This is a genomic window from Nocardiopsis exhalans, assembly GCF_024134545.1.
Classification (GTDB): Bacteria; Actinomycetota; Actinomycetes; order Streptosporangiales; family Streptosporangiaceae; genus Nocardiopsis; species Nocardiopsis exhalans.
Genome location: NZ_CP099837.1, coordinates 1,347,211 through 1,370,864 on the forward strand (window position 1 = coordinate 1,347,211; position 23,654 = coordinate 1,370,864).

The 23,654-nt window shown below is 66.6% G+C and carries 16 protein-coding genes and 3 rRNA genes; 12 read left to right on the top strand and 7 right to left on the bottom strand.

Annotated elements, in window-relative coordinates; translation table 11 throughout:
• Positions 1 to 10 precede the first annotated feature (10 nt).
• On the bottom strand, positions 11 to 1,105 hold the full coding sequence (locus tag NE857_RS06105; protein WP_254420137.1) for a CaiB/BaiF CoA transferase family protein: 1,095 nt from the start codon (positions 1,103 to 1,105) through the stop codon (positions 11 to 13).
• 396 nt (positions 1,106 to 1,501) lie between these two features.
• Between NE857_RS06105 and NE857_RS06110 the strand changes: the two genes are divergently transcribed.
• Positions 1,502 to 2,689, top strand: coding sequence for a resuscitation-promoting factor (locus tag NE857_RS06110; protein WP_254420138.1), 1,188 nt, complete (start codon positions 1,502 to 1,504; stop codon positions 2,687 to 2,689).
• A gap of 74 nt (positions 2,690 to 2,763) precedes the next feature.
• On the top strand, positions 2,764 to 3,672 hold the full coding sequence (gene rsmA, locus NE857_RS06115) for a 16S rRNA (adenine(1518)-N(6)/adenine(1519)-N(6))-dimethyltransferase RsmA (protein ID WP_254421885.1): 909 nt from the start codon (positions 2,764 to 2,766) through the stop codon (positions 3,670 to 3,672).
• Positions 3,673 to 3,845: 173 nt separating this feature from the next.
• Here rsmA and NE857_RS06120 read toward each other — a convergent pair whose 3' ends face one another.
• Both NE857_RS06120 and NE857_RS06125 read right to left on the bottom strand, forming a co-directional pair.
• Positions 3,846 to 4,070, bottom strand: coding sequence for a mechanosensitive ion channel family protein (locus NE857_RS06120; protein WP_254420139.1), 225 nt, complete (start codon positions 4,068 to 4,070; stop codon positions 3,846 to 3,848).
• Entirely contained in the window at positions 4,051 to 5,787 is a 1,737-nt protein-coding gene (locus NE857_RS06125) for a PspC domain-containing protein (protein WP_254420140.1), read from the bottom strand. Before NE857_RS06125 ends, NE857_RS06120 begins: the two co-directional genes overlap by 20 nt.
• A 228-nt stretch (positions 5,788 to 6,015) precedes the next feature.
• Here NE857_RS06125 and NE857_RS06130 point away from each other — a divergent pair, with 228 nt between their 5' ends.
• Together NE857_RS06130 and NE857_RS06135 are read left to right on the top strand one after the other, a co-directional pair.
• Positions 6,016 to 7,218: an ATP-binding protein gene (locus NE857_RS06130; protein ID WP_254421886.1), complete on the top strand. Its 1,203-nt coding sequence runs from the start codon at positions 6,016 to 6,018 to the stop codon at positions 7,216 to 7,218.
• A gap of 108 nt (positions 7,219 to 7,326) precedes the next feature.
• Positions 7,327 to 7,998, top strand: coding sequence for a response regulator (locus NE857_RS06135; protein ID WP_184369533.1), 672 nt, complete (start codon positions 7,327 to 7,329; stop codon positions 7,996 to 7,998).
• A 93-nt stretch (positions 7,999 to 8,091) separates the two neighbouring features.
• Here the strand turns inward: NE857_RS06135 and NE857_RS06140 are convergent, their stop codons facing one another.
• Positions 8,092 to 9,021, bottom strand: a complete 930-nt coding sequence (locus NE857_RS06140) for a nucleoside hydrolase (RefSeq protein WP_254421887.1) — start codon at positions 9,019 to 9,021, stop codon at positions 8,092 to 8,094.
• Between the two features lie 260 nt (positions 9,022 to 9,281).
• On the opposite strand from NE857_RS06140, the gene pcrA reads away from it, so the two are divergent.
• The 6 genes from pcrA (at position 9,282) to NE857_RS06170 (ending at position 19,008) form a co-directional block, all read left to right on the top strand.
• Entirely contained in the window at positions 9,282 to 11,612 is a 2,331-nt protein-coding gene (gene pcrA / locus NE857_RS06145; protein WP_254420141.1) for a DNA helicase PcrA, read from the top strand.
• Between the two features lie 709 nt (positions 11,613 to 12,321).
• Positions 12,322 to 13,854: ribosomal RNA gene (locus NE857_RS06150) — 16S ribosomal RNA — on the top strand.
• Positions 13,855 to 14,181: 327 nt separating this feature from the next.
• Positions 14,182 to 17,278: ribosomal RNA gene (locus tag NE857_RS06155) — 23S ribosomal RNA — on the top strand.
• A 97-nt stretch (positions 17,279 to 17,375) separates the two neighbouring features.
• Positions 17,376 to 17,491, top strand: a 5S ribosomal RNA gene (gene rrf / locus NE857_RS06160).
• Together the 16S, 23S and 5S rRNA genes form the textbook arrangement of a ribosomal RNA operon.
• Positions 17,492 to 17,944: 453 nt before the next feature.
• Positions 17,945 to 18,367, top strand: a complete 423-nt coding sequence (locus tag NE857_RS06165) for an IS110 family transposase (RefSeq protein ID WP_254418180.1) — start codon at positions 17,945 to 17,947, stop codon at positions 18,365 to 18,367.
• Positions 18,325 to 19,008: a transposase gene (locus tag NE857_RS06170; protein WP_254418181.1), complete on the top strand. Its 684-nt coding sequence runs from the start codon at positions 18,325 to 18,327 to the stop codon at positions 19,006 to 19,008. The genes NE857_RS06165 and NE857_RS06170 overlap by 43 nt, the downstream gene beginning before the upstream one ends.
• Before the next feature lie 42 nt (positions 19,009 to 19,050).
• Here NE857_RS06170 and NE857_RS06175 read toward each other — a convergent pair whose 3' ends face one another.
• From NE857_RS06175 to NE857_RS06185, 3 genes are all read right to left on the bottom strand, one after another.
• The gene (locus tag NE857_RS06175; protein ID WP_254420142.1) at positions 19,051 to 19,644 is read right to left on the bottom strand and encodes a methylated-DNA--[protein]-cysteine S-methyltransferase; all 594 of its coding nucleotides are present in this window, start codon (positions 19,642 to 19,644) and stop codon (positions 19,051 to 19,053) included.
• Positions 19,641 to 21,110: a DNA-3-methyladenine glycosylase 2 gene (locus NE857_RS06180; protein ID WP_301184308.1), complete on the bottom strand. Its 1,470-nt coding sequence runs from the start codon at positions 21,108 to 21,110 to the stop codon at positions 19,641 to 19,643. The genes NE857_RS06175 and NE857_RS06180 overlap by 4 nt, the downstream gene beginning before the upstream one ends.
• Positions 21,111 to 21,179: 69 nt before the next feature.
• Positions 21,180 to 21,530, bottom strand: coding sequence for a hypothetical protein (locus NE857_RS06185; protein ID WP_254420143.1), 351 nt, complete (start codon positions 21,528 to 21,530; stop codon positions 21,180 to 21,182).
• Positions 21,531 to 21,678: 148 nt separating this feature from the next.
• On the opposite strand from NE857_RS06185, the gene icmB reads away from it, so the two are divergent.
• Positions 21,679 to 22,089, top strand: coding sequence for a coenzyme B12-dependent isobutyryl CoA mutase small subunit (gene icmB / locus NE857_RS06190; protein ID WP_017580536.1), 411 nt, complete (start codon positions 21,679 to 21,681; stop codon positions 22,087 to 22,089).
• 376 nt (positions 22,090 to 22,465) lie between these two features.
• Positions 22,466 to 23,647, top strand: a complete 1,182-nt coding sequence (gene sucC, locus NE857_RS06195) for an ADP-forming succinate--CoA ligase subunit beta (RefSeq protein WP_017580537.1) — start codon at positions 22,466 to 22,468, stop codon at positions 23,645 to 23,647.
• Positions 23,648 to 23,654 lie beyond the last annotated feature (7 nt).

Consider the following 23,654-nt stretch of genomic DNA (forward strand, 5'->3'; position numbering starts at 1 on the left):
GGTCGGAGCGTCAGCGGGTGACGCCCCACTCCTTGAGGGTCTCTTCGGCGTCGGGCAGGGGGCGACCCCTGGTGACCCCGCCGGGGGTACGGCTGAATCGCGGCGCCGGTCCGGACACGACCCGCCCGCCCTCGCGCACCAGCGAACCCCGCGCCCGCACGTGCGGGTGGTCGGGCGCCTCGTCCAGGGACAGGACCGGCATCACACAGGCATCGGAGCCCTCGAACACCGCACCCCACTCGTCGCGGGTACGTGTGCGCAGCACCTCGGCGAAGCGCTCGCGCAGCCGCGGCCACCCCGCCGGGTCCCACTGGCCGGGCAGCTCCTCCCCGGCCAGTCCTGTGCGCTCCAGGAACTCCGCGTAGAACTGCGGTTCGATGCAGCCCACGGACAGGTGGCGGCCGTCGGCGCACTCGTAGACGTCGTACCAGGGCGCCCCGGTGTCCAGGTAGTTGGTGCCGCGCTCGTCGCTCCACGAACCGCGTGCCCGGTCCTCGTGCACCATCGACATCAGCAGGGCGCTGCCGTCGACCATCGCCGCGTCCACCACCTGGCCGCGCCCGGAACTCCGCCGCTCCAGCAGCGCGGCGAGGATGCCGGTGACCGTGAACATCGTGCCGCCCGCGAAGTCTCCGAGGAGGTTGATCGGGGGGACGGGGGGACCGCCCGCGCGGCCGATCGCGTGCAGGGCCCCGTTCACGGACACGTAGTTCATGTCGTGCCCGGCGGTGTGGGCCAGCGGACCGTCCTGGCCCCAGCCGGTGACCCGCGCGTACACCAGGCCGGGGTTGAGCTCCAGGCACTCGTCCGGGCCCAGCCCGCGCCGTTCCATGACCCCGGGGCGGAATCCCTCCAGGAGGACGTCGGCCTTGGTGACCAGTTCGCGGGCCAGGGTCAGCCCTTCCTCGGACTTGAGGTCGGCGCCGACCACGGTGCGACCCTCGCTCATGTGCGGGCCGCCGGAGCCCGCGTTCATGGCGTCGGCTGCCTGGGGGCGGTCGATCCGGATGACGTCGGCGCCCATGTCGGCGAGGAGCATCCCGGTCATCGGCGCCGGGCCGATCCCGGTGAACTCGACGACGCGGATTCCGTTGAGGGGTCCCATGGTGCCTCCGGGGTTCGACTGGCGTGCTGACTGACTAGAACGACGTTCGGTTCATTGTGCAGGGTATGCCCCGTGGGCGCCAGGCCGCTCTGCGGGGTGGCCCGGGGGTGGCACGAAGAAGAAAAAGGACCTCCATGGGGTATTTGGTGGTGTAATGGTTTTCGGTCAATGTCAAAACCCCACTCTCAGGTGATGTTAATGTGACCCTGTCCAGCTGCCGAAAAGCCTTTTCATGGCGTGGCCCTCCCGCTCGCGCGCCCCGCACGCGCCAGGATTCGATGCCGGGCCTGAGCAGTGAGGACATCCAGGGAAAACCCAGGGATCGAGGCGATCCGCCCCGAATCGGGTGCGACCCCTGGAATTCGTGCAAACCATCCCCAGAAGGGTGTCCAAGCCATGCCCAGAAAACCCGGGAAGAACGGGAGCGGACGCCGGCCCAAAGGGCGCCGACGCTCCCGCGGCACCCTGCCGCTCTCCGTCCCCGTGCTGGCCGCCGTCGTCGCCGGGACCCTGGCCATCGCGGGTACCGGCACCGCCCTGGCCATGGAGAAGACCGTCAGTCTGGACGCCAACGGTGAAGAGGCCATGGTCCGCACCTTCGGCGGCACGGTCCAGGACGTCCTCGACTCCGCCGGGATCGAGCTCGGCGAACACGACGTGGTCGCGCCCGCCACGGACAGCACCGTCAGCGGCGGGGACCACGTCGTGGTCCGCTCCCCGCGGGAACTGACCGTCGATCTCGACGGCCACGCACACGCCCACCGGGTGCACGCCGCCACCCTCGGTGAGGCCCTCCACCAGATCGGCCTCGACCCGGCGGGCGTCGAACTCTCCCAGGAGCACGACACCCCCGTTCCCGAGGACGGCCTCACCGTCAGCGCCGAACGCGCGCCGCGCATGGTCGTCATGTACGACACCGTCCGCTCCGAGACGCGCACCACCGGCGGGACCGTCTCAGCCGTTCTTGATGCGGCCGGTGTCGAGACCGGGGAGTACGACATCGTCACCCCCGACCCCGACGCCCCCGCCGAAACCGACATGGTGGTGCGGGTGACACCCGCCCTCGGCGAACCCGAGACGGAGGAGGTCGTCATCGAGGCCGAGACCGTGGAACGCGAGAACCCCGACCTCCCCGAGGGCGAGACCGAGGTCATCACCGAACCCGAGGACGGGCTCAAGGAGGTCACCACGCTCCTGGTCCTGCGCCACGGTGAGGAGGTCGAGCACGAGCTGTCCGAGGAGATCGTCACCGAGCCGGTCGAGGGCCTGGTGGAGATCGGCACCAAGGTCGAGGAGGACGACACCTCCACTGCGCCCCAGGGCGGTGGGGAGGCGGGCGGCCTCAACTGGGCCGGGCTCGCGGAGTGCGAGTCGGGCGGCAACCCCGCCGCCGTGAACTCCGCGGGCGGGTACTACGGCCTCTACCAGTTCAACACCAGCACCTGGGCGTCCGTGGGCGGCAGCGGCCTGCCCTCCGAGGCCAGCCCGGCCGAACAGACCCAGCGCGCCCAACAGCTCTACGACACCGTGGCCGGGGACTGGCAGAGCCAGTGGCCGCACTGCGGAGTCCACCTCTTCGACTGAGTCCGGCCGGGACGCGAGGTGCGCGCGGCGAGTGCGGTGAGGTGGCTGAGCAGGTGGGCGGCGGCTGGCAAGATGTGTGGGTGACACAGACACCCGAACCCGACCCCGCCGACCGTTCCCGCCTGCTCAGCCCCGCCGACGTGCGGGCGCTCGCCGAGCGGTTCGGTATCCGGCCCACCAAGACCCTGGGCCAGAACTTCGTCATCGACCACGGCACCGTCCGCCGCATCGTCCGCGTGGCGGGCGTGGGCGCCGACGACGTGGTCGTCGAGGTGGGACCCGGGCTCGGCTCGCTCACCCTGGCCCTGCTCCCGCACGTGCGCCAGGTCACCGCGATCGAGATCGACCCGGCGCTGGCCGAGGCTCTGCCCGGCACCGTCACCGACCACGCTCCCGACCTCGCGGACCGGCTCACCGTGGTCCCCGGCGACGCCATGCGCATCACCGAGGTACCCGGCCCCGCGCCCACCGCGCTCGTGGCCAACCTGCCCTACAACGTCTCCGTGCCCGTCCTGCTGCACCTGCTGGAACTTCTGCCCAGCCTGGAGCGGGTCCTGGTCATGGTGCAGTCCGAGGTCGCCGACCGGATCACCGCCACCCCCGGCGGACGGATCTACGGGGTGCCCTCGGCCAAAGTCGCCTGGTACGCCCACGCGCGCCGGGCCGGTGCGGTCGGCCGGAACGTCTTCTGGCCCGCGCCCAACGTCGACTCCGGGCTGGTGGAGCTCATCCGCCGTCCCACACCGAGCACCAAGGCCCCGCGCGCGGAGGTCTTCAAGGTGATCGACGCGGCCTTCGCCCAGCGCCGCAAGACCCTGCGCGCCGCTCTGTCCGGCTGGGCGGGCTCGGCCCCCGCCGCGGAGGAAGCCCTGCACGCGGCCGGGGTGGACCCGAAGGCGCGGGGCGAGTCCCTGGGTATCGAGGGGTTCGTCGCGATCGCCGAGAACCGCCCGGAGCAGGCGGGTCAGGCAAGCGGCAGGTAGTGGGTAAGAGGCAGCAGGCAACGGGAAGGGGCGCCCTCCGTTGAGCAGTCGAGCTCAGCGGATCGCGCCCCTTCTCACTTTCTTGCCTGTGCTGTCCGAGTGCCGGATGCGTCGACGGGCGGGCGCCGGACGGGTTGTCGGACGGGTCATCGGGCCGTGCGACGGGTCGGCGGTCAGCCCTGATCCGTCGGCGGGGGGAGCTCCCCGCTCTCCCGGGGCCGGGACCGGAAGAGCGCCCTGGCCAGCGCTGCCAGGCCCAGACCCACGGCGAGCACGGGCAGCAGCCACATCACGTTGAGCTCCCACGAGCCGCTGCCCTGGACCACGAACGCGACCGCCAGTCCGAGAAACAGCAGTCCCGCGACCAGCGAACCCCAGTCAGTTCCCCGCTTGGTCATACTGAACCCCCACTTTCCCGGCCTTGGTACTGGTGTGCACGTTGATCACGGGCACCTCGTCCTGGCCTGATCCGTCGTCAGCCCCCTCAACGGGCTCCTGCGTTCCCTCGTCTCCATCCGTTTCCCCGGAGTTCTCGCCCGCCTCACCGTTCGCGCTCTCCCCGCGGCCCTCGGCGTCCTCGACGGGCTCCAGGGGACCGACCGGTTCGAAGGTCGACTCGTAGGTGAAGAACATGCCGGACCGGACGTTCTCACCGGTGTCCGGGTCCTCCACGGAACCGGCCCCGACCCGCGAGACCAGGTTGACGCGTACGCCCTCCGGGAGCACCAGGTTCACGTCGCCCCAGTCCACCCGGGCCGTGACGTCCACGCTCTGCCCCGGTTCGAGCTCGGCGGCCAGCTCGGTCAGGTCCAGCCTGGCCGTGCCCGCGTTCAACCACATGTCGTCGGACTCGGCCTCGGCTACCGAGGCGGGCACCCACCGGTCCTCACCGATCCGCAGTTCGGTGACGTCGGTCGAGGACACCAGGACCGCGGCCAGCACGGCCAGAGTGCCCAGGAACATCAGCCCGCGCGGGTTGCCCGCCCAGGTACCGATCAGCGAGTAGAGACCGACCACCCCGACCGCCGCGGCGAAGAAGAAGACGCCGTACACCGGGCCGAACAGCAGGTTCGTGGTCGATACCTCCGAGAACGGAGCGCCGAGGCGGGGAGCGGTCACCGCCCACACCACCGCCATGATCACCACGGTCCACAGCGCGTGGGAGGCCAGCGCCGCCCGCCGGGGCTTGTGACCGCCAGGGGCGCCCCCGCGGCCCCGGCAGTCGTGGCCGCCCCGGTGGTCTCCGCGGCGTCCGTACTTCCCGCGGTCGTCGTCCTCTTCCTCGTCGTCCTCTTCTTCGTCCTCGTCGAGGTCGTTGTCCGGCCCCAGCGACGTGCGCTCCGACACCACCGCCAGGTCCACCGGACCCTTGGGCGACGAGGCCCACGGCTGGGCCGGGTTGTAGTAGGCGGGAACCGGCTGCGGCACCGGGCCGGTGGGCGGGGGTTCGTGCGTGGCCAGGTCCGACCGCAGCGCCAGCAACGAGGCCCGCAGGTCCACCCCGCGACCCCGGGCGGTCAGCAGCCCCAGGGCCAGCGGAATGGCCAGGACCAGCGTCCCCCAACCGAAGCCGCCCACGAGGCTGAACGCCGTCGCTCCGGCCAGGCCCACGGTCAGCAGCTTCAGGACCGCCTGCGGCGGGATGCTCCGGTTCAGCATCTGTTCGAAGGTCGCCGGACCGCCCTGGGGATCGCGCATCAGCATCCACGCGGCGATGTACAGCAGCACGCCGACGCCGCCCGCGAAGGCGGTCAGCACGAACGCGGCGCGCCACACCACGGGGTCGATCCGCGTGTACGCGCCCAGCCCTGCACACACCCCGGCCAGGGCCTGGCGGCTGTCGTCGCGGCGCAGCTCGGTACCGATGGCCGCGGGACCTTCGGCGGACCCTCCAGCGGCCCCTGCCGAAGGGCTGCCCGCGGAATCCCCTGAGGGCCCGCTCGCGGAACCGCCCGAGAAGCTGTCCGAGGACCCGCCCGCGAAGCCGTCCGCGGACCCGCTCGCGGAACCGTCCGCGGACCCGCTCGCGGACCCGCTCGCGGAACCGTCCCCGGAACCGTCCGCGAAGAGGCCGTCCCCTTCGGATGCTCCAGTCGGCGTCTCACTGCCGGTCATGGACGCTCACCACACTTTCCTCATGGAACCATCGTGACCGCTGATGCGTCGCGTGGGAATCCGGGACGACCCTGAACCCACCCTGACCGGCAGACCAGGGCAGGACCAGGGACGCGTCCCCGATGTCCCACGAGGGTCACACAGGGCATGCTGGAACCGTCCACAACCACGCGCGCGCCGGGCCGCAACCGTCGCGCCTCACACGAAAGCGGTGATCGGGCGGTGCCAATGACAGCCGTGGAGACCCCGCGGCTCACCCGCGCGGTCGACGGCAGGCTCCTCGGCGGTGTCGCCTCAGGGCTGGCCCGGCACCTGGGCCTGGAACCGGTCGTGGTCCGGCTCGCGTTCATGGCGCTGGCCGTGGGCGGGATCGGGGTGGCCGTCTACGTGGCCCTGTACTTTCTCGTCCCCCTGGAGGAGACCGAGGAGGAGGGCAGGTCCGACCCCGCCGCGGACAACAGACGCAAGGGCCGCGACATCTCGCAGCTCATCGCCTACATCGGCCTCGCCGCCGGGCTGGGCATCCTCTTCCTGCTCTTCGGCGGCGTCTTCGACCCGCTGTTGTGGTTCGTGATCTTCGGCGCGCTCGGGGCGACCATCCTGTGGCAGCAGGCCAACCCGGCCGAACGCAACGAGTGGATGAACAGCACCGTCAGCCGCACGCGCCCCAAGAGCATCATGCGCACCGTCGTGGGCATTCTGCTCGTGGTCGTCGGCGTCCTCGGCTTCCTCGCCTTCCACCAACAGCTCCAGGAGGCCCGCGCCGGGCTGACCTTCGCGTTCACGCTCATCGGCGGGATCGCGCTGATCGTCGCCCCCTGGATCATCGGGCTCATCCGCGAACGCGACTCCGAACGCCGTGAACGCATCCGCAACGCCGAGCGCGCCGAACTCGCCGCGCACATCCACGACTCCGTGCTGCACACCCTCACCCTCATCCAGCGGCGCGCCGACGACCCGCGCGAGGTCCAGCGCCTGGCCCGCGTCCAGGAACGCGCCCTGCGCAGCTGGCTCTACCAGCGTCCGGCCGACGCCGAGACCACCGTCACCCCGGGCCTGGAACGCGTGGCGGCCGAGGTCGAGGAGGAGCACGGTGTGCCCATCGAGGTGGTGTGCGTCGGTGACGCCCCCATCGACGACGGCATCAGCGCGATGCTGCGCGCCGCCCGCGAGGCCATGGTCAACGCCTCCAAGTACGCCGGGACCGACAGCATCTCGGTGTTCGGCGAGGTGGACGAGGAGGAGGTCCTCGTGTTCGTCCGCGACCGGGGAGCCGGGTTCGACCTCGACGACATCCCGCAGGACCGCATGGGCGTGCGCGGCTCCATCGTCGGCCGGATGGAACGCCACGGGGGTTCGGCCCGCATCCGCACCGAGCCGGGCGAGGGCACCGAGGTCCAGCTCCGTATGCCGCGCATCGCCGAGATGTAGCCGCGAGCGGCGGTAAGCAGCGGTCAGCAGCGGCAAGTGGCCGCAAGTAGCCGCAAGTGGACAGCGTCCCGCTACCCGTGGGGGGCCTTCCCTGGGTAGGGTCCAGGTGTGGGAGACGAGAGCACGAAATTCAGTGACGGAGACGCGGTACCCCGCGTCGTGATCGTGGACGACCACCGGCTGTTCCGCAGCGGGGTGCGCGGAGAGCTCGGCGACGCCGTCAACGTCATCGGTGAGGCCGGGGACGTCGACAGTGCGGTGCACGTCATCGGAGAGACCCTCCCCGACCTCGTGCTCCTCGACGTCCACCTGCCCGGCGGCGGGGGAGTGGAGGTGCTCCGGCGGGTCCTGGCCAAGCACTCGCAGATCCGGTTCCTCGCGCTGTCGGTCTCCGATGCCGCCGAGGACGTCATCGGTGTGGTGCGCGGCGGCGCCCGTGGCTACGTCACCAAGACCATCTCCGGCAAGGAGCTCGCCAACGCCATCGTCCGGGTCGCCGACGGTGACGCCGTGTTCTCTCCGCGGCTGGCCGGTTTCGTGCTGGACGCCTTCTCCGCCACCGACGCACCCCCGGTCGACCCCGAGCTGGACCGCCTCACCCAGCGAGAACGCGAGGTCCTGCGGCACATCGCCCGCGGCTACGCGTACAAGGAGGTGGCCAAGGAGCTGTTCATCTCGGTCAAGACGGTCGAGACCCACGTCTCCTCGGTACTGCGCAAGCTCCAGCTGTCCAACCGCCACGAACTCAGCCGCTGGGCCACCGCCCGCCGCCTGGTCTGAGTTTCAAGAGACCTGAGTTTCAGGGGACACGAGCACGAACGGCCGCTCCGTCAGGGAGCGGCCGTTTCGTATGTGAACCCGCTCGGCGTCCGGTCAGCGCAGGGCGTCGAGCATACGGTCGAGGAACTCTTCCTCACCCACCTCGGTGATCACCCGCGCGGCCCGGCGCTCGTCCCCGCCCGGCCGCAGCCGCCGGTCGGCGACGGTCATGCCGCGGGTCAGCGTGCCGTTCAGCTCCACCCGGATCGGCGCGTCGAACGCCCCGGTCACCAGGTGCGGGTCCACCAGTACGGCCGCCGCCAGCGGGTCGTGCATCGCGCACTGCCGCACACCGAAGATGCCCTTGTAGAACTCGGCGTAGAAGTCCAGGAACGCCGACGTGTTCTGCGCGCGGTCCCCGGGCACCTCCTTGAGCCGGTCCAACCAGGCCCCGGTGGCCACCGTCTTCATGGTGATGTCCAGCGCGATCAGGTCCAGGTCGAACCCGGCCGCGAACACCGCCTCGGCGGCCTCCGGGTCGTTGGCGATGTTGGCCTCGGCGTGCGAGGACACGTTCCCGGGCGCATCGACGGCGCCGCCCATCACCACGAGTCGCCGGACCAGTTCCGGCAGGCGCGGCTCCAGACCCAGCGCCAGCGCCAGGTTGGTCAGCGGGCCCACGGCCAGCACGTCGATCTGGCCCGGGTTCTCCCGCACCAGGCGCACGAGCAGCTCAGCGGCGGACTCCGCCACCGGCACCCGGGTGGGATCGGGCAGTTTCACGTCGCCCAGACCGTTGCCCCCGTGCACGTGCCCGGCCAGGCGCGGCTCCTGCACCAGCGGACGGGCTGCACCCACGGCGACCGGAACATCCGGACGGCCGTACAGGTCGAGCAGGCGCAGAGCGTTCTGTGCGGTCACGTCGACCGCGTTGTTGCCGAACACCGCACCGATCCCGACGATCTCCACCTCGGGCCGCGCGGCCAGATAGGCGAGCGCGACGGCGTCGTCGATCCCCGGGTCGCAGTCGACGAACACACGCATGGACTCCCGGTCAGCCAAGACCAATCTCCCCCGAACAAGGCACGGACCAGCGAGGTGAAAGTTCTCAGCTGGTATGAAAACAGGGTAAGCCGCCGATGGCACCGAACGTGGCCGCCGAGCGGACCACCGTCGTGACGGCCGTCGCGAGAACTGGCGGAGGGCGGACGGTGACCAGGCCGGTGACAACGTGGGACGGGCGAAGCAGCAGGCAGGGGACCGGGTGGACGGGACCGTCACCGCACGGCCGTAACCTGGTAGGCGTGTCCTCCCAAGAACAGCTTCTCGAAGGTCTGAACGGTCCCCAGCGCGACGCCGTCACCCATGCCGGCGCGCCGCTCCTGATCGTGGCGGGCGCGGGCTCGGGCAAGACCCGTGTCCTCACCCACCGCATCGCCTATCTCATGGCCGAACGCGGGGTGCGCCCGGGGGAGATTCTCGCGATCACCTTCACCAACAAGGCCGCGGCCGAGATGAAGGAGCGCATCGAGGCCCTCCTCGGCAGTCGCGCCGCCAACACCATGTGGACGATGACCTTCCACTCGGCGTGTGTGCGCGTCCTGCGCCGGGAGGCACACCGGCTCGGCTACCCGAGCAGCTTCACCATCTACGACGCCGCGGACTCCCAGCGCCTCATGCAGCTGGTCTGCAAGGAGATGGACCTGGACCCCAAGCGGTTCCCGCCCAAGTCCTTCAGCTTCCAGGTGTCCAACCTCAAGAACGAGCTCGTCGACTACGACACCTTCGCCGAGCAGGCCCAGACCGAGCAGGAGAAGAAGCTCGCCGAGGCCTACCAGCTGTACCAGCGCCGCCTCCACGAGGCGGGCGCCATGGACTTCGACGACCTGATCATGATCACGGTCAACCTGTTCCAGATGTTCCCGGACGTGGCCGAGTACTACCGGCGCCGCTTCCGGCACGTGATGGTCGACGAGTACCAGGACACCAACCACGCCCAGTACGTGTTCGTCCGCGAGCTCGTCGGCGTGGCGGAGGGCTCCGACACCAGTGTGGTCCCGCCCGCGGAACTCTGCGTGGTGGGCGACGCCGACCAGTCGATCTACGCCTTCCGCGGCGCGACGATCCGCAACATCCTGGAGTTCGAGCGCGACTTCCCGAACGCGCGCACCATCCTTCTGGAGCAGAACTACCGCTCCACCCAGAACATCCTCTCCGCCGCGAACACGGTCATCGACCGCAACGAGGGGCGCCCGGCCAAGAACCTGTGGTCGGAACAGGGCGAGGGCCCGATGATCACGGGGTACGTCGCCGACAACGAGCACGACGAAGCGGCGTTCGTGGTCGGGGAGATCGACAAGCTCGCGGACCAGGGCATCGTCAAGCCGAGCCAGGTCGCGGTGTTCTACCGGACCAACGCGCAGTCCCGTGTCTTCGAGGACGTGTTCATCCGGACCGGGCTGCCGTACAAGATCGTCGGCGGCGTGCGTTTCTACGAGCGCAAGGAGATCCGCGACATCCTGGCCTACCTGCGGGTCCTGGCCAACCCTGAGGACACGGTGAGCCTGCGCCGCATCCTCAACGTGCCCAAACGCGGTATCGGTGCCCGCGCCGAGGAGTCGATCGAGCTGCTCGCCGCCCGGGAACGCGTCTCCTTCTCGAAGGCTCTGCGCCGGGTGGACGAGGCCCCGGGTCTGGCGACCCGCTCCGCGAAGGCGATCAAGAACTTCACCGCCCTCCTCGACGAGCTCGCCGAGGTCGTGCCGGGCAGCATGCCGGCCGAGATCGTCGAGGCGGTGCTCAGCAAGACCGGGTACCTCTCCGAACTGGCCGAGTCCAAGGACCTCCAGGACGAGAGCCGGGTGGAGAACCTCGAGGAGTTCGTCGACGTCGCCCGGGAGTTCGAGCACACCTTCGCCGCGCTCATCGAGGACGAGTCCCTGCTGGAGGGCGAGGAGAACCAGGGCATCGACCCGGGGGAGCCGACCCTGGTCGACTTCCTGGAGCGCATCGCCCTGGTCGCCGACACCGACCAGATCCCCGACGAGGACGACGAGGGCGGGGTGGTCACCCTGATGACCCTGCACGCGGCCAAGGGGCTGGAGTTCCCGGCGGTCTTCCTCACCGGCATGGAGGACGGGGTCTTTCCGCACACCCGCACCCTCGGGGACAAGACCGAGCTGGAGGAGGAGCGGCGCCTTGCCTACGTGGGTATCACCCGCGCCCAGGAACGGCTGTACGTCAGCCGCGCCGCGGTCCGCAGCGCCTGGGGCACCCCCTCCTACAACCCGGCCTCCCGGTTCCTGGACGAGATCCCGTCGCATCTCGTCGACTGGCGCCGCGCCGAGTCGACCCTCGCCGCTCCGCCCAGCCGGACCATCGGCGGTCGCTCCGGCGGTGGTTTCGGCGGCGGGCCCGGCGGTTTCGGGAGCACCTTCGGCAGCGGCAAGAAGAAAGCCGCGAAGGAAGCGCCCACATTGAGCGTCGGCGACCTGGTCAACCACGACTCCTTCGGTATGGGCCGGGTTCAGCTGGTCGACGGGGCCGGCGACAAGACCAAGGCCCGCATCGACTTCGGCGCCGACATCGGCGAGAAGGACTTCCTGGTCAAGTACGCCCCGATCGAGAAGCTCTAGTTCTCTCCGGGCCTGTGCGGTGCACGGTGGCGGGCTGCGCAGCCCGCCAGCGAGGGACGATCAGTTGCAAACGGGGGCGATCGGGGCATCCTCGGCGGCGTGTAAGCCACGACACCGGCGAGTTTCGCCGAACCCGTCACGAGCACTCCCGCCCAGGGGTAGAGTTGGGGAAGACCGAGCGAGACGAACGCGGTTTCTTCCGCGGGCGGGCCGGTCCACCTCTTCGAAACACAGCGGTTCGAGCAGTGCTCTAGCCATGTAAGCTCGGGGAGTTGCTTAGAACAGCCCAGCGAAAACAACGCGGTGAAAACACCGCCGAGGAAACGCTAGACTGGGAAAAGCACAACGGGCTTTACCCCGATCTGGTTGACACAAACCGCCGATTTGGCGGGGCGCGGAACACCTGATAAAGTAAAGACACAACACAGCGGAACGGACGCGAAAGCGACCGGGACGCAGAAGAAAAAAGCCTTCCACGGGAGAGCAGACGGAACCAGCTGGTTCTGGCGCTTGTACGGGAAGAGTGATTGTTTCTTGAGAACTCAACAGCGCGTGTTTGATTTTCTTTAAGCCATGTTTGTTTTGGCCCCGACGCACTTCGGTGCGTAGGGTTCCTTTGATTGGTCATCGCGAGATGATCGGTCAGGATTTCTTCTAGGTTTACTCACCCCAGGCTGACCTCACGGTCGCCGGGATGGGTTGTTTGACCTTTATGGAGAGTTTGATCCTGGCTCAGGACGAACGCTGGCGGCGTGCTTAACACATGCAAGTCGAGCGGTAAGGCCCTTCGGGGTACACGAGCGGCGAACGGGTGAGTAACACGTGAGCAACCTGCCCCTGACTCCGGGATAAGCGGTGGAAACGCCGTCTAATACCGGATATGACCTGCCACCTCATGGTGGCGGGTGGAAAGTTTTATCGGTCAGGGATGGGCTCGCGGCCTATCAGCTTGTTGGTGGGGTAACGGCCTACCAAGGCGATTACGGGTAGCCGGCCTGAGAGGGCGACCGGCCACACTGGGACTGAGACACGGCCCAGACTCCTGCGGGAGGCAGCAGTGGGGAATATTGCACAATGGGCGAAAGCCTGATGCAGCGACGCCGCGTGGGGGATGACGGCCTTCGGGTTGTAAACCTCTTTTACCACCAACGCAGGCTCCGGGTTCTCTCGGGGTTGACGGTAGGTGGGGAATAAGGACCGGCTAACTACGTGCCAGCAGCCGCGGTAATACGTAGGGTCCGAGCGTTGTCCGGAATTATTGGGCGTAAAGAGCTCGTAGGCGGCATGTCGCGTCTGCTGTGAAAGACCGGGGCTTAACTCCGGTTCTGCAGTGGATACGGGCATGCTAGAGGTAGGTAGGGGAAACTGGAATTCCTGGTGTAGCGGTGAAATGCGCAGATATCAGGAGGAACACCGGTGGCGAAGGCGGGTTTCTGGGCCTTACCTGACGCTGAGGAGCGAAAGCATGGGGAGCGAACAGGATTAGATACCCTGGTAGTCCATGCCGTAAACGTTGGGCGCTAGGTGTGGGGACTTTCCACGGTTTCCGCGCCGTAGCTAACGCATTAAGCGCCCCGCCTGGGGAGTACGGCCGCAAGGCTAAAACTCAAAGGAATTGACGGGGGCCCGCACAAGCGGCGGAGCATGTTGCTTAATTCGACGCAACGCGAAGAACCTTACCAAGGTTTGACATCACCCGTGGACCTGTAGAGATACAGGGTCATTTAGTTGGTGGGTGACAGGTGGTGCATGGCTGTCGTCAGCTCGTGTCGTGAGATGTTGGGTTAAGTCCCGCAACGAGCGCAACCCTTGTTCTATGTTGCCAGCACGTAATGGTGGGGACTCATAGGAGACTGCCGGGGTCAACTCGGAGGAAGGTGGGGACGACGTCAAGTCATCATGCCCCTTATGTCTTGGGCTGCAAACATGCTACAATGGCCGGTACAATGGGCGTGCGATACCGTAAGGTGGAGCGAATCCCTTAAAGCCGGTCTCAGTTCGGATTGGGGTCTGCAACTCGACCCCATGAAGGTGGAGTCGCTAGTAATCGCGGATCAGCAACGCCGCGGTGAATACGTTCCCGGGCCTTGTACACACCGCCCGTCACGTCATGAAAGTCGGCAACACCCGAAACTTGTGGCCTAACCCTTCGGGGAGGGAATGAGTGAAGGTGGGGCTGGCGATTGGGACGAAGTCGTAACAAGGTAGCCGTACCGGAAGGTGCGGCTGGATCACCTCCTTTCTAAGGAGTCTTTACAGGTCGGCACTTTTTCTACAGCCGGCCGGACTCGGAAGTGGACCTGAGCGCCTGGGCCTTGATGGTCTGGTGCGACTCGGGAGTGGCTAAAGTAGAATCGAACTTCACCTCTGGCGACTAGAAGCGTCAGGGGGCGCGCTGTTGGGTATCTGAGGAAGCAATCCCTTGTGGGTTGCATCCCGCTACCACCTCCAGTAACTCCTACGGCTCTGGTTCTCCTTGTGAGGATCGGGGTTGTGGTTTGAGGTAGGGGAGTTTGTGGTTGGTGTTTTGATTTGTGAATAGTGTGCGCGAGCATCTTATTATCTGTAGTGGCCAAGTGATAGTGGCACACGGTGGATGCCTTGGCATCAGGCGCCGATGAAGGACGTGGGAGGCCACGATAGGCCGCGGGGAGCTGTCAACCGAGCTTTGATCCGCGGGTGTCCGAATGGGGAAACCTAGCCCGAGTTGTGTCGGGTTGCCGCTACCTGAATGTATAGGGTAGTTGGTGGTGACGCGGGGAAGTGAAACATCTCAGTACCCGTAGGAAGAGTAAACAACAGTGATTCTCCTAGTAGTGGTGAGCGAACGGGGAAGAGGCTAAACCGCATGCGTGTGATAGACGGCAGTCGTTGCGTGTGCGGGGTTGTGGGATGCATCTTTTCAGGTCTGTCGGCCTGGAGCGCTGATGATTTTTCTAGCTGAAACCGTTGGGAAGCGGTACCGGAGTGGGTGAGAGTCCCGTAGGTGAAGGAAGAGTCTAGGTGTTGATGTTCTCCCGAGTAGCGCGGAGCCCGAGAAATTCCGTGTGAATCTGGCAGGACCACCTGCTAAGCCAAAATACGTCCTGATGACCGATAGTGCACTAGTACCGTGAGGGAAAGGTGAAAAGTGCCCCGGTGAGGGGTCGTGAAATAGTACCTGAAACCGTGTGCTGTCAAGCCGTCAGAGCTGGGACTTCGGTTCTTGTGATGGCGTGCCTTTTGAAGAATGAGCCTGCGAGTCATGGTGTGTGGCGAGGTTAACCCGGGTGGGGTAGCCGTAGGGAAACCGAGTCTGAATAGGGCGTTTGAGTCGCATGCTGTGGACCCGAAGCGGAGTGATCTACCCATGTCCAGGGTGAAGCGGGGGTAAGACCTCGTGGAGGCCCGAACCCACCAGAGTTGAAAATCTGGGGGATGAGGTGTGGGTAGGGGTGAAAGGCCAATCAAACTCCGTGATAGCTGGTTCTCCCCGAAATGCATTTAGGTGCAGCGTCACGTGTTTCTTGCTGGAGGTAGAGCTACTGTTTGGCTGATGGGCCCTACAAGGTTACTGACGTCAGACAAACTCCGAATGCCGGTTAAGTGAAGCGTGGCAGTGAGACTGCGGGGGATAAGCTTCGTAGTCGAGAGGGAAACAGCCCAGATCATCAGCTAAGGCCCCTAAGCGTGTGCTAAGTGGGAAAGGTTGTGGAGTTGCTGAGACAACCAGGAGGTTGGCTTAGAAGCAGCCATCCTTTAAAGAGTGCGTAATAGCTCACTGGTCAAGTGGTTCTGCGCCGATAATGTAGCGGGGCTTAAGTACACCGCCGAAGCTGTGAAGTTCAGCCTGTAAGGGCTGGGTTGGTAGGGGAGCGTCGTGCATCCAGTGAAGCTGCCGAGTGATCGAGTGGTGGAGGGTGTGCGAGTGAGAATGCAGGCATGAGTAGCGAAAGCAACGTGAGAAACGTTGCCGCCGATTGACTAAGGGTTCCTGGGGCAGGTTAATCCGCCCAGGGTGAGTCTGGACCTAAGGCGAGGCCGACAGGCGTAGTCGATGGATAACGGGTTGATATTCCCGTACCCGTGCACGAGCGTCCAGTATCGAATCAGGTGATGCTAACCACGCTGGATCCTTCGAAATCCTTCGGGAGATCGTTGGTATCTGGTCTGGGACCCGAGCTTGTAGTAGGTAAGTGATGGGGTGACGCAGGAGGGTAGCTCTACCCGGCGGTGGTTGTCCGGGGGTAAGCGTGTAGGCCGAGAGGTAGGCAAATCCGCCTCTCACATAAGGCTGAGACGTGATGCCGAGCCGTTTTCGGTGAAGTGAGTGATCCCATGCTGTCGAGAAAAGCCTCTAGCGAGTTCGTGTGTGGCCAGTACCCTAAACCGACGCAGGTGGTCAGGTAGAGAATACCGAGGCGTTCGGGTGAACCATGGTTAAGGAACTCGGCAAATTGTCCCCGTAACTTTGGGAGAAGGGGAGCCCTGTCTGGTGACGGATCTTGCATCCTGAGCTGGGTGGGGTCGCAGATAGCGGGGGGAAGCGACTGTTTATTAAAAACACAGGTCCGTGCGAAGTCGTAAGACGCTGTATACGGACTGACGCCTGCCCGGTGCTGGAACGTTAAGAGGACTGGTTAGTTGGGGTTCGCCCCGGCGAAGCTAGGAATCTAAGCGCCAGTAAACGGCGGTGGTAACTATAACCATCCTAAGGTAGCGAAATTCCTTGTCGGGTAAGTTCCGACCTGCACGAATGGCGTAACGACTTCCCCACTGTCTCAACCATGGGCCCGGTGAAATTGCACTACGAGTAAAGATGCTCGTTTCGCGCAGCAGGACGGAAAGACCCCGGGACCTTCACTATAGCTTGACATTGGTGTTTGGGATGGTTTGTGTAGGATAGGTGGGAGCCTGTGAAGTCGTCACGCTAGTGGCGGTGGAGGCGTTGGTGAAATACCACTCTGACTGTTTCGGGCATCTAACTTTGGACCGTGATCCGGTTCGGGGACAGTGTCTGGTGGGTAGTTTAACTGGGGCGGTTGCCTCCCAAAGAGTAACGGAGGCGCCCAAAGGTTCCCTCAGCCTGGTTGGTAATCAGGTGTTGAGTGTAAGTGCACAAGGGAGCTTGACTGTGAGACGGACGTGTCGAGCAGGAGCGAAAGCTGGGACTAGTGATCCGGCACCGGCGTGTGGAAGCGGTGTCGCTCAACGGCTAAAAGGTACCCCGGGGATAACAGGCTGATCTTCCCCAAGAGTCCATATCGACGGGATGGTTTGGCACCTCGATGTCGGCTCGTCGCATCCTGGGGCTGGAGTTGGTCCCAAGGGTTGGGCTGTTCGCCCATTAAAGCGGCACGCGAGCTGGGTTTAGAACGTCGTGAGACAGTTCGGTCCCTATCCGCTGTGCGCGTTGGAGACTTGAGAAGGGCTGTCCCTAGTACGAGAGGACCGGGACGGACGAACCTCTGGTGTGCCAGTTGTCCTGCCAAGGGCATGGCTGGTTGGCTACGTTCGGGAGAGATAACCGCTGAAAGCATCTAAGCGGGAAGCTTGCTTCGAGATGAGGTCTCCTGCCTCCTAGAGAGGGTAAGGCTCCCTGTAGACGACGGGGTTGATAGGCTGGATGTGGAAGCCCTGTGAGGGGTGGAGCTGACCGGTACTAATAGGCCGAGGGCTTGTCCGCTGCAGATAATTGGATGTTCGCGCACACTTGTTCACGAAAGCTTGGCTGTCGTGATTCCCCTGGTGGTTTGGGGTTGAGTCATGGTGGTTGTTGGTTTCCGTGGTGGTTTTAGCAGGAGGGTCACACCCGGTCTCATTCCGAACCCGGTCGTTAAGTCTCCTTGCGCTGATGGTACTGCTCTGTGATGGGGTGGGAGAGTAGGTCGCTGCCACGGTTTTTCTTGAGGGGAGGGGGTTCGTTCTTCGGAACGGGCCCCCTTCTTTTTTGTTGCCGGTGTTTGTGAACATGTGAATGGTGGGTGGGGTTGGGGTTTTGGTTCGTGTGCGGGTTCTTCGTTGGTCTCTGTCGGGTTCTGCGTGATCTTGCTACCAGGAGCGAAATCGGCGCCGATTTCGCTCCTGGTAGCAAGATCTACTGGTCCACCATGGTGGGTGTCGGGAGGGTTTCGACGGGAGCCGCCCGACAGCGGGGCTGGGGTGACTCAAGCAAGATCTGTCCCACGTGGACCTTGTCGTGACCTGTCCACCAGCGCTCGCAGGCCAAGGCCCTGGCCGCGGGAGTGACCTTATAGAAGCCTGTGCAGCCGATAACTCACAGTAGATCTGTCCCCCGGGCCAGGGCCCTGGTAGTCGTCCCGTTCCTGACCAAGAGGAAGCAGGACACCACCATGGTGACAGTGGGTATCGACCCGCACAAGGACATGCACCAAGCCGTCGCGCTGGCCCAGGACGGCACCCGCCTGGGCAGGGCCAAGAAGGTCCAGACGGGCCCCGAGGCCCTGGGCCAGCTCTTGACCTGGATCCGCGCCCTGGCCGGAAACGGCCCGGTGCTGTGGGCCATCGAGGGCGGCCCCGGGCTGGGCCGGGCCATCGCTGACGCCCTGCTGGGAGCGGGCCAGGAAGTGGTGTGGGTGCCGCCGCGCGCCATGGCCGCCCACCGCAAGCTGAGCGGGCCGGTGGGCGCCAAGTCCGACGTGATCGACGCGGTGGCCATCGCGCGTGCGGCCCTGGCCACCCTGACCTGGCCCGCCACCGGATCGACCCGCAGGTGCGGCAGGTGCGTGCGCTGGTGGGCCTGCGCCAGAATCTGACCGATCAGCGTGTGGCCCTGACCAACCGGGTGCTGGCGGCGGTGCACATCGAGTTGGACCACCGCCTGGGCAAGGGGGCGTTGAAAACCCGGGCCAAGGTGGGTCGGGTGCGTGCTCTGGTGGAGGGGGCCGAGCTGGACGAGGTGGCGCGGTGGGTGCTGCTGGAGCAGCTGGAGGAGATCCACACCCTGTTCGTGCGTGTTGTTGAGGTGGAGCGGCGTCTCAAGGAGCTGGTGGAGCCGTTGGCGCCGAACTTGTTGGGGATTCGTGGTGTGGGTGTGGTCTGGGCTGCGGTGTTGCTCTCGCAGGTGGGGGATGTGTCGCGGTTTGCGACCTCGGCGAAGATGGCGCGGTGGGCGGGGAGCGCGCCGATTCCGGTGTTTTCCTCGGGGCGGGATCGGCATCGGTTGCACCGGGGTGGGAACCGGCAGGTGAACCGGGCGTTGCACTCGATCGGGGTGGTTCAGGTCCGGTTGGGTGAGCCGGCTCGGGAGTTCGTGCGTTCCCGGGAGGAGGCCAAGGGCACCAAGGGTGCGTATCGGGCTTTGAAGCGGCATTTGGCGGATGTGGTGTATCGGGCGATGGTCGCTGATCAAGTGGTGAGAGGGCGGGCTGAGGTCTCTCTTCAGCCCGCCACTTGACATAGAAGCGTCACGGAAGGGGAGGGGTGGGTTGTCCGGTTTTTAGGCTCTGTGCTTCATGGTCTGGCTCTGTTCCAGGCCCAGCAGGTACTGCTTGCGTTCCAGCCCGCCCGCGTAACCGGTCAGGCTTCCGTTGGCGCCGATGACGCGGTGGCAGGGGACGATGATGCTGATCGGATTCCTCCCGTTGGCCATGCCGACCGCCCGGGAGGCCGTCGGCCGCCCCAGTTCTTCGGCGAGCTGGCCGTAACCGGCGGTCTCCCCGTACGGGATGGTGGTCAGCGCCCGCCAGACCCGCAGCTGCCAGGCGGTCCCGGCCGGGGCCAACGGAAGATCGAACTCCTTGAGCTCCCCCGCGAAGTACGCGGTCAGCTGCTGCTCCACCTCCGTGAACGGTTTCGCTTCGGCCACCCAGTTCTCCGGGACCGCCCTGCTGGCGCCCTCCTTGGGCGGGGTCAGTACCCCGCCCAGGGCCTCTCCGTCGCCGTGCAGCGTCAGCTCGCCCAACGGCGAACTTATCGTTGTGTAGTAAGTCGGGCCCGGCAGCGGTTCGCGGAAGCGCACCGCTGTCTCCCGCGGCGGGGCCTCCGGCTCCTGGGGCAGGTCCAGCGGAAGTGCGTCCTGTTCGGTGTTCATTCGATCCCTCTCGGCGCTGTCGTTGTGTTGAGCGAGGCCCACAGCAGGTGGGTGGCGTACGAGCGCCAGGGGCTCCACTCCTTGGCCTTCCCAGCCGCTGCGGACGGGGTCGCCCTCAGCCCCGCGCGCTCCAAAGCCTGGCGCACCCCGAGGTCGGTCGGCAGAAAAACGTCCGGGTCCCCGAGTCCGCGCATCCGTACGTATCCGGCGGTCCACGGGCCGATCCCGGGCAGTTCCATCAGGCGTCGCTCCGCTTCGTCCCGGTCGCAGCCCGGGCCCAGGTCCACCTGACCTGAGGCGATCGCGTCCGCCACGTTGATCAGCGCCCGCCCCCGTGTGACGGGGATGGACAGTTCAGTCGGGTCGGCGGCGGCCAGGGCCTCCGGCGAGGGGAACGCGTGGGTGAGCCCGCCGTCCGGGACGGCCAGCGGCTTCCCGAACCGGCTCACCAGGCGTCCCGCCAGAGTACGCGCGGCCCGCACCGAGACCTGTTGTCCGAGGACAGCTCGGGTCGCGAGTTCGGCCGGGTCCACGTGCCCGGGGGCGCGCACACCGGGGCGTTGTCGGAGGACGGGGCCGAGTACGGGGTCCGTCCCCAGCACCTCGGCCACGGCCTCCGGATCGGCGTCCAGGTCCAGCAGGCTCCGGCAGCGCCGCACCGCGCTGGCCAGGTCACGAGGCTCGGACAACCACAACCGGCACAGCACGTGTCCGTCCACCCCGGAGAGCTCCACGACAGCGGGTCCGTTCGGTAGCCGCAGCGTCCGCCGGTACACCCCACCCGTGTACTCCTCCACCCCCGGGACGGCGCGGTCGCCGAGGAAGGAGAGCATCCCGGTCAGGTCGATCCGTCCCCGGTAGGGCAGTCGCAGCGCCACCGCACCCGGGGGAGCGGGTACCGATCCGCTCCGCCCCGCTGCCGCACGCATCTGTGACGGCGAGCGGTCGAACACCGTGCGCATGGTCTCGTTGAACTGCCGCACACTCGCGAACCCGGAGGCGAAGGCGGCGTCGGCCATCGGCATGTCCGTGGTCTCCACCAGGATGCGGGCGGTGTGCGCCCGCTCGGTCCTGGCCAGGGCCAGCGGGCCGGCGCCCACCTCGGCCGAGAGCAGGCGGTTCAGCTGGCGTTCGCTGTAGCCGAGGGCGTCGGCGACCGCTCCCACCCCGCCCCGGTCGACGGCACCGTCGTGGATCAACCGGATGGCCCGGCCGACCACGTCGGCCCGCACGTTCCATTCGGGTGAGCCGGGAACGGTGTCCGGGCGGCACCGTTTGCACGCGCGGAACCCCGATTCCTGCGCGGCGGCCGCGGTCCGGTAGAAGCACACGTTCTCCCGGCGCGGGGTCACCGCGGGACAGCTGGGCCGGCAGTAGATGCCGGTGGTGCGCACGGCGGTGTAGAAGACCCCGTCGAAGCGGGAGTCCCTGCTGTGTACCGCGCGGTAGCGCTGCTCGTCGTCCATCACAACCACCATGGTCACCGATGCGGGCGACCCGGTGCTGGCGGTTTTCGGACATGGACTTCGCCGGGGTCAGTCCTTGCCCTCCGGAGCCTCCCCGACCTCAGTCGCGCCCCTGCTCCCTGTGCTTTCGCTCCCGGCATCCCTTCCGTGCTCGCTGAGGTACTCGATGTAGACGGGGCGCAGCGCCTCCTGGACGCCGGGGTCGCTCTCGGCGGAGAGCGCCTCGTAGAGGAAGGAGGACGCCTGGGCGACGCTGGCCTCGCTGGCCTCCCTGTTGCCCGCGACGGCCTCGGCCGCCGGGATCAGCCCCAGCAGGCGCCAGAAGAAACGTACGTCCCATCGCTGCCGTGCCAGCTCCACGGCGCGTTCTCGTAGGTCTTCGGTGCTGATCTGCTCGAATCCGGTGACGTGGTCGTTCATGCTCGGAAGATACCCGCCCCCGTGCCCCGCACCCCTGAGTGAGCTGCGTTACTCTTCACTCGAGTTCATCATCTCCCTCCGAGGTGTCCGGTGAAGCCCTCACAAGGGGCGTCGGGTATCCGCGGGGGACGTAGTTAAGGGGTAGGCCATGGCCGAGACCGCCGCGCGCGTCATCGTCGCGAAGCCGGGACTGGACGGGCACGACCGGGGCGTCAAGATCGTCGCCCGGGTCCTGCGTGATGCCGGAGTGGAGGTTATCTACACCGGTCTGCGCCAGACCCCGGAGATGATCGTCGCCGCAGCGCTCCAGGAGGACGCCGACGCCATCGGCCTGTCGGTGCTCTCGGGCGCCCACATGACCATGTTCGGGCGGGTCATGGAGCTGCTGCGCGAGAACGACGCCACCGACATCCGGGTGTTCGGCGGGGGCATCATCCCCGACTCCGACATCGCGGAGCTGGAGGCGATGGGCGTGGCCCGGATCTTCACCCCGGGGGCGCCGACCGCGGAGATCGCCGAGTGGGTCAGCGAGAACATCCGGCCCGCCCACGCGGCCTGACCGACGCTCGGTCCACATCGTGACGTTCGTCGCACCTCGACAGAAGTCCGAAGTGGGGTGGAACGGCACCGGATCGGTGTTATTCGCCGTGTCGCTGGTCACATATTTTCCCACGTGTGCGCGGCCCAACGCCGCATGAGCGGCTTTTGGGGCAGGGAACACACGGCCAACACGACCCTGGTGTCCGGCGGCCAGATCTCAGGCGACTAAGCTTTGCGCATGTCGCGGGTGGCAAGGCCGCGGCGATCTCGATCTCTGTAGGCGGCTCAGCCCCACCGGGGTATGCGTCGTGTGACACCTATCAGGTGAGTCACCGCCGATCCGGACACGCCACCCCGGTACACACTGAGCCAGCGAGTTACAAGGACGGACCCTCGTGGACCTGTTCGAATACCAGGCGAAGCAACTCTTCGCAGAGTACGGGGTTCCCGTACCCCAGGGGAAGGTGGCGAGCACGGCCTCTGAGGCCCGTGCCATCGCTGATGAGTTCGCCGCCGCGGGCAAGCCCCGCGTCGTCGTGAAGGCCCAGGTCAAGACCGGTGGTCGCGGTAAGGCCGGTGGCGTCAAGGTCGCTGAGGGCCCCGAGGACGCCCAGGCCAAGGCCGAGCAGATCCTCGGCATGGACATCAAGGGCCACACGGTCCACCGTGTCCTGGTCGAAGAGGCGAGTGACATCGCCGAGGAGTACTACTTCTCCTTCCTGCTCGACCGCGCCAACCGTGACTTCCTCTCCATCTGCTCCAAAGAGGGCGGCGTGGAGATCGAGGAGGTCGCCGAGACCAACCCCGACGCCGTCGCCAAGATCTCGATCGACGCCCTGAAGGGTGCTCCGACCGAGGTCGCCGCGCAGATCGCCAAGGCGGGCAACCTGCCCGAGGCCGCCGCCGCGGGTGCCACGGAGATCATCACCAAGCTCTGGGACGCCTTCGTCGGCAAGGACGCCACCCTCGCGGAGGTGAACCCGCTCATCCTGACCAAGGACGGCCGGGTCGTCGCCCTCGACGGCAAGGTGACCCTGGACGAGAACGCCGAGTTCCGCCAGGACCTGGAGAGCCTGACCTTCGCCGAGGAGGGTGACCCGCTCGAGGTCGCCGCCAAGGCCAAGGGCCTCAACTACGTCAAGCTCGACGGCGAGGTCGGCATCATCGGTAACGGTGCCGGTCTGGTCATGTCGACCCTGGACGTGGTCGCCTACGCCGGTGAGAACCACGGCGGCGTCAAGCCCGCCAACTTCCTCGACATCGGTGGCGGTGCCTCCGCCGAGGTGATGGCGAACGGCCTGGAGATCATCCTGGGCGACCCCGCCGTCAAGAGCGTGTTCGTCAACGTCTTCGGTGGCATCACCGCCTGCGACGCGGTTGCCAACGGCATCGTGCAGGCGCTGGAGCTTCTGGAGAAGCGCGGCGACGACGTCAGCAAGCCGCTGGTTGTGCGCCTGGACGGCAACAACGCCGAACTGGGCCGCCAGATCCTCGACGAGCGCGCCCACCCGGCCGTGAGTCGAGTCGACACGATGGACGGCGCCGCCTCTCGGGCCGCCGAGCTCGCGGCGAAGTAGGGGACGG

Coding starts and splice junctions, on each gene's coding strand:
- NE857_RS06105 (WP_254420137.1), bottom strand. CDS start 1,105: ATGGGACCCCTCAACGGAATCCGCGTCGTCGAGTTCACCGGGATCGGC.
- NE857_RS06185 (WP_254420143.1), bottom strand. CDS start 21,530: ATGAACGACCACGTCACCGGATTCGAGCAGATCAGCACCGAAGACCTA.
- NE857_RS06140 (WP_254421887.1), bottom strand. CDS start 9,021: ATGCGTGTGTTCGTCGACTGCGACCCGGGGATCGACGACGCCGTCGCG.
- icmB (WP_017580536.1), top strand. CDS start 21,679: ATGGCCGAGACCGCCGCGCGCGTCATCGTCGCGAAGCCGGGACTGGAC.
- NE857_RS06110 (WP_254420138.1), top strand. CDS start 1,502: ATGCCCAGAAAACCCGGGAAGAACGGGAGCGGACGCCGGCCCAAAGGG.
- NE857_RS06180 (WP_301184308.1), bottom strand. CDS start 21,110: ATGGACGACGAGCAGCGCTACCGCGCGGTACACAGCAGGGACTCCCGC.
- NE857_RS06175 (WP_254420142.1), bottom strand. CDS start 19,644: ATGAACACCGAACAGGACGCACTTCCGCTGGACCTGCCCCAGGAGCCG.
- NE857_RS06120 (WP_254420139.1), bottom strand. CDS start 4,070: ATGACCAAGCGGGGAACTGACTGGGGTTCGCTGGTCGCGGGACTGCTG.
- NE857_RS06165 (WP_254418180.1), top strand. CDS start 17,945: ATGGTGACAGTGGGTATCGACCCGCACAAGGACATGCACCAAGCCGTC.
- NE857_RS06125 (WP_254420140.1), bottom strand. CDS start 5,787: ATGACCGGCAGTGAGACGCCGACTGGAGCATCCGAAGGGGACGGCCTC.
- NE857_RS06130 (WP_254421886.1), top strand. CDS start 6,016: ATGACAGCCGTGGAGACCCCGCGGCTCACCCGCGCGGTCGACGGCAGG.